3 protein-coding genes are annotated in these 6000 nt (G+C 68.0%); 1 reads left to right on the top strand and 2 read right to left on the bottom strand.

Annotation, left to right across the window (positions count from 1 at the left end; genetic code table 11):
• Positions 1–655 precede the first annotated feature (655 nt).
• Positions 656–2689: a M23 family metallopeptidase gene (locus tag ASF26_RS08380; RefSeq protein WP_056252134.1), complete on the top strand. Its 2034-nt coding sequence runs from the start codon at positions 656–658 to the stop codon at positions 2687–2689.
• An 11-nt stretch (positions 2690–2700) separates the two neighbouring features.
• Here ASF26_RS08380 and gluQRS read toward each other — a convergent pair whose 3' ends face one another.
• Both gluQRS and ASF26_RS08370 read right to left on the bottom strand, forming a co-directional pair.
• Positions 2701–3567, bottom strand: a complete 867-nt coding sequence (gene gluQRS, locus ASF26_RS08375) for a tRNA glutamyl-Q(34) synthetase GluQRS (protein ID WP_056252121.1) — start codon at positions 3565–3567, stop codon at positions 2701–2703.
• Positions 3568–3913: 346 nt separating this feature from the next.
• On the bottom strand, positions 3914–5977 hold the full coding sequence (locus ASF26_RS08370; RefSeq protein ID WP_056252118.1) for an ATP-binding protein: 2064 nt from the start codon (positions 5975–5977) through the stop codon (positions 3914–3916).
• Between the last annotated feature and the right edge of the window lie 23 nt (positions 5978–6000).

Genomic DNA, 6000 nt, shown 5'->3' with positions numbered 1-6000 from the left:
GTGATACCGACACCACCATCCGGTGGAGCGCCTCAGCGGTGGGGGCCGTCTAAGCCACCCAAATCACCCTGTCAACCCCGGCAATCCAGCAAAACCAGATCACACAAAACCAACACCAGACAACAAAAACAGACGATCACCCAGCTAACCAGCCGGATCATCCATCCGATCATCATCCAGAAGACACAACAGCCGCCCGCCGAACCGAAGTTCCCGCTGGCCGCCGCCGATGAACAGGCTTCTAGAGGCCCTTCATCAAACCGTCAATGCTAAAATCGCAAAACTGAGCGATTTTCGCGACAAACACATGACGACACACATATAACCCATTGCCGGCAAACAAGAATTCCCGCGTCCCAAGGCACGCCACCGCGCACGGCTTCGAAATGGACCGCCGTCAGAAGACTCGCTGACGGAGAGCGGCGCGCCGGACTTCGCCCATTGATCTCCCATTTCGCCCGCCCGTTCTCGCGTGCGTCGCGTACGCTCTCCCGAAGCGCCTCAATGTCGACATGCTCGACTTCGACATGTCGACCACCGACCGATACCATCGGTCGTCGCTCATGGTGCGCCGTCCCTCGCGAAACGAGATCCGGCCCTCTGATAAGAAGAGATACGCTTGCGAGGGAATACCGTGGCACGCGGCCGGCTCAGGATCGGAGCTCCGACGAACAGCACCGACTCCCATTCAGGCCGAGCCGCCGACGCGCCTCTCGATCTGTTCCTCACCGATTCCGCCCAGATCGATCGACGCGAGGTCAACCTGCGCTGGCTCTGTGCCAGTGCGCTGACCGGGCTGACCGGGGCCGGACTCATCGGGGCCGCGATCTACGTCTCGTTGCAAGGCGACGTTTCCTTCGCGGCGGTTCCGGAACATGCGGAGATCATGGTGCGCTCCGCGCCCAGCGACGACGTGGCGAACATCGCGCGCAAGGGCGACCGCCTCGTCCGCAACCTGATGATCGCGTCCGCCAAGCAGACGTTCCGCTCGCCGGTGACTGTGCGCCTTGGGGACCGCGAGATCATCAAGGTCCGGCCTTTCGTACGGATCTCGACGGCGCTTTCCATGTCGACGGGCGTCTTCTCCGCCGAGGTGCCGCGCTTCGACCCGATGAAATTCGTGTCCAGCGAACCGCTCGAACGGGCGACGGAAGCAAGCGCTGCCGATGCTCCCGGCGCGGAGGTGACCGTCATCAAGCGTGATCTCACCACGATGCCGATCGAGGCGAACACGCCCGCCCTCGGCGATGACGCCGTGACCGCCCAGGTCGAAGAGGAAAAGCGGCTGGCCGCGGAGGCCGGACGACGCACGGCGCTTCCCATCGCGCCGCAGATGATGCTGTCGCGCGCACTCCAGCAGGGCATCGCGGCTCCGGATTTCGGCGGGATCGCCCCCCCGTCCGGTGATGCGAGCCCCTTCAAGTCCATCGACGTCCTCGTGGTGCCGGAGAACGTCACCAATCTCGCGAAGACGAGCCTCCGGCAGGGCGAGACGCCGCTGGTGGAAGACCGCGACCTGGCGATCAAGCGCGGTGAGACCCTCGAAGCGCTGCTGAAGGCCACGGGCCAGGCCAGCGACGAGCAGATCAAGGGGATCGTCGCGGCGCTCGGCGGGCGGGCCCGCGTGGGCGACCTCGCCGAGGGCCAGCAGTTCCGCGTCCAGATCGCGCCGGGCCCGAAGCCCGGCGATCCCCGCCAGGTGACACGGGTCGTCCTGTATGGCGAAAACGGCGTCGAGGGGATCGCGGCCATCAACGATCGCGGCGCTTTCGTCTCGGTGGCGCAGGCGGTGGAGGACAAGGCGGCGCGCAAGGCGCCCGCCGCGTCGGAATCCGGAGACGACGACGAGGACGAGGATGGCGGTTCGGGCCCCCGCCTCTATCAGAGCCTCTATGAGACGGCGGCACGGCACGATCTGCCGCGCGCGACCGTGGAAGATATCGTGCGGATCTTCAGCTACGACATCGACTTCCAGCGCCGCATCGCGAGCGGCGACAGTCTCGATGTCTTCTATACGTACGACGAGGAAGGCGGTCAGGCCGCGCTCGACCGGCCGGAACTGTTGTACGCGTCGCTCAACCTCGGCGGCGAGGTGCGAAAGGTCTACCGTTTCCAGTCGCCGGACGACGGCTCTATCGATTATCTCGACGAGCAGGGTCGCTCACTGAAGAAATTCCTGATCCGCAAGCCCATCGCCGACGGCATCATGCGCTCGGGCTTCGGTTACCGGCGCCATCCGATCCTCGGCTATGCCAAGCTCCATACCGGCGTGGATTGGGCCAACCCGATCGGTACGCCCATCGTCGCCGCCGGCAACGGCAGCGTCATCAAGGCGGAATGGGATTCGGGCTATGGCCGCCGGGTCGAGCTCCAGCACATCAACGGCTACGTCACCACCTACAACCACATGTCGCGCTTCGCCCGGGGGGTGACGGCGGGGGCCAAGGTGCGCCAAGGCCAGGTGATCGGCTATGTCGGTTCCACCGGCCTCTCCACCGGCGCGCACCTGCATTACGAGGTCATCATCAACGGCCATTTCGTCGACCCGATGAAGATCCGCGTGCCGCGCGGACGCGAACTCGACGGGCGGATGCTCACCGAGTTCACGCGCCAGCGCGAGCAGATCGAGACCACGCTGCAGAAATCCCGAGCCGGCGTCGCCATGGCCCAGCGCGACGCCCCGCGCTGAGCCCCCTCCCCTCACCCGAATCCGAGCCGGCGGCGGATCTCCGCCGGGGTGACGCCCCGAGCCCTCAGATCGCCGAGGGATTCCGAGCCGCGCGATTTGGCGAGCTTCGTCCCGTCGGGGCCGAGGATCAGGGCGTGGTGGTGATAGGCCGGGCACTCAAGACCGAGCAGGGCCTGAAGCAGGACATGCAGGTCGGTCGAGGCCGCGAGGTCCGCTCCGCGAACCACGTGGCTGATGTCCTGGGCGGCATCGTCGACCACCACGGACAGGTGGTAGCTCGTCGGCACGTCGCGCCGCGCGATCGGCGCATCGCCCCAGCGGGCGGGATCGGCGACGTGGCTCGTCTCCAGGCAATCGGCGTCGAGGCAGGAAAAGCGGTGCGGCCCCGGAGCCTGCGCGAGGGCGCGGTTCATGTCGAGCCGCCAGCTATGCGGCAGACCGGCCGCGATATGTGACGCCCGCTCATCCTGGGAAAGGACGCGGCACGTGCCGGGATAGAGAGGCGCACCGTCCGGATCGCGGGGCGGCTCCGGCCCGGCGGCCGCGATCACGGCGGCGCGGCTACAGAAGCAGGGATAGACGAGGCCGCGCGAGCGGAGTGCGTCGACGGCACGGCGATAGGCCGGAAAATGCTCGGATTGGCGCCGGACGGAACCGCCGAACCCGATCCCGAGCCAGGCGAGATCGTCCGCGATGGCGGCGATCAGGTCCGGGCGCGAGCGCACCGGATCGATATCCTCGATCCGCAGGATGAGGTCGCCGCCGAGCCGTGCGGCGAACAGCTCGTTCACCAGGGCGGAATAGGCGTGCCCGAGATGGAGGCGCCCGTTGGGGCTCGGCGCGAAGCGAAGGCGGATCGGAACGGACGACCCGGTCATCCCCCGGAATGGCGCCGGCACAGCTCTGCTTTGGGAACGCAGGCGATACCCGGCATGGAGCAGGCTATCCCCTCCCCGTAGCGCCGACAGACCGTGCAGCCGTCGCTCCACTCGGCGCAGGACGCATCGGCTGCCGGAGAAACTGGTCCTGAACGCCCGTGCGAAGAGGGCGCGAACGTGCCGATCAGGACGGTGACCACCACGACGGCCGCCACGGCCAAGGCCACGAGACCATCCCTGCTCTGCGATGTCGGCACGGGTGCCGCGGCATCCGATGGTGGCGAGGTTGGTGCGCGCATGGCCCGTGTTCGCTCGCTCGCCGCGCCCTGTCAACGCGAATTGCCTCTCAGGCCGCGGTGACGGCACGGCGTTCGAGGAGGGCAGGCAAGGCCTTGAGGTCGAGGGGTTTTGCCAGGAATTCGTCGAACCCGGCCTCCCGCGCGGCCAATTCGTCCTCGCGACCGGTATTGGCGGTGAGCGCCACCAGCCGGAGCGGCGCGCGATGGTGCTCGGCCTCGCTGGCACGCAGCCGCCGCGCCGTTTCCAGCCCATCGATTCCCGGCATGCGGATGTCGATGAGGGCGAGGTCGAACCGGGATGCGGGATGGTCGAGCCGAGCCAGCGCCTCGGACCCGTCCCGCGCCAGAACCACCGTCGCACCGAGACGCTCCAGAGCCCTGGTGGCTAGCAGGGCGTTGATCGGGTTGTCCTCGGCGAGAAGCACGTGGACGCCCGCCCCCGCGCGCGCGCCGTCCTTGTCCGCCGAGATCGCGCCGTCGTCGGGCACCGGTTTCGGCGCGGGGCCGGTCGCTTCCACCGAGGAGCTCGGCGCCAGCAGCCTGTCGAACAGTGAGCGCGCCCGGACCGGCTTGATCAGGTAGCTGTCGAAGCCCGCCGCCCCCGGCGCACCGAATTCCCGCCGATCGAAGGGGGACAGCAGAATGAGGCTGCAGCGCACGCCGCGCCGCCTGGCTTCCGCCGCGAGGCTGCGCACGCTCGCGTCGCCGAGGGCGCGATCGGCGATCACCGCATCGAAGGGCACGCCCGACAGCGTATCGAGCCCGGCCTCGACGGTCGCCACCACCACCGCCGACGCGCCGGACCGGGACAGGCGCCGGGCGAGGAACGGCGCCTGATAGGGAGAATCGGCGACGATCAGGATCTTCCGCCCCTGCAGCGAGACGGGCGGCAGCGCATCCTCCGACGCAGCGCCGACCGGCAGGGGCAAGTGGACCGTGAAGGTGCTGCCCTGGCCGACGACCGAGCGCGCGTCGATGTGCCCCCCCATCCGCGAGGCGAGGCGCCGGCTGATGGCGAGGCCGAGCCCGGTTCCCTCGTGGCGTGTGCTGGCGCTGTTGTCGCCCTGCTCGAATTCCTCGAACAGGATGGGGATGCGCGCCGCGGGGATACCCGCCCCCGTATCCGAGACCGCCAGGACGATCTCCTGCGCGACCCATGTCACCGTGACGCCGACCCCGCCCTGATTGGTGAACTTGATGGCGTTCCCCGCGAGATTGACCACGATCTGCCGGACACGGTCCGCATCGCCGATGAATGCGGACGGCACGTCGTCGGCGACGTCGATGGCGATCTCGATGCCCTTGTCCTGGGCGCGGGGCGCCAGGAGTTCGACCACGCCTTCCACCACCGCTCGGAGATCGAAGGGTTCGGCCGACAGGTCGAGGCGTCCCGCCTCGATCCGCGAGAAATCGAGGATGCCGTCGATGAGGGTCAGCAAGGCCCGGCCCGACGTGTGCACCGCCTCCACGTAGGTCCGCTGCTCGGCATCGAGGCCGGTCTCGAGAACGAGGTCGGCCATGCCGAGAATGCCGTTCAACGGCGTGCGGAACTCGTGGCTGACGGTGGCGAGAAAGCGCGACTTGGCGACGTTGGCGGCTTCGGCGCGGTGGAGCGCCTCATCGAGGGAGCGGGCGGATTCGATCCGTTCGGTGATGTCCGAACCCGCCCGCAGCCATTGCGTGCGTCCTCCGGGACCGGTGACGCGCGTCTCGATGAAGGAGAACCAGCGGGGAATGCCATCGACGGGGCGCACCTGCATCTCGACACGGCTGACGCCGTCGGATTGTTGCTGCCGAAGCCCCTGGTCGAGGATTTCGAGGTCCACCGTCGAGCCGAGCAGCGTCAACGGCTCGACCCCGAAGAGACGCCCGAATCCGTCGTTGGCGAATGTGATGCGCCCTTGCGTGTCCCGCTGGACGATGACGTCGGTCGTCGCCTCCACGAGCGCGCGGTAGCGCTCCTCGCTCTCGGACATCCGCCAGATACTGTCCTGAAGACGTTCGACCTCGGACGCGTCGCCTGCCGGCCGTCGCAGGCCTCGGGCGACCAGGCTCGCCGTGGCCAGGACCGCGAACAGGGTGATGGCGAGAGCGACCTCAAGGGTGATCATCGACCTCTCCGTGGGGCGACCCG

The sequence above is a fragment of the Methylobacterium sp. Leaf93 genome (genome assembly GCF_001422345.1).
GTDB lineage: Bacteria > Pseudomonadota > Alphaproteobacteria > Rhizobiales > Beijerinckiaceae > Methylobacterium > Methylobacterium bullatum.
This window is presented reverse-complemented; position numbering and strand designations above follow the sequence as displayed.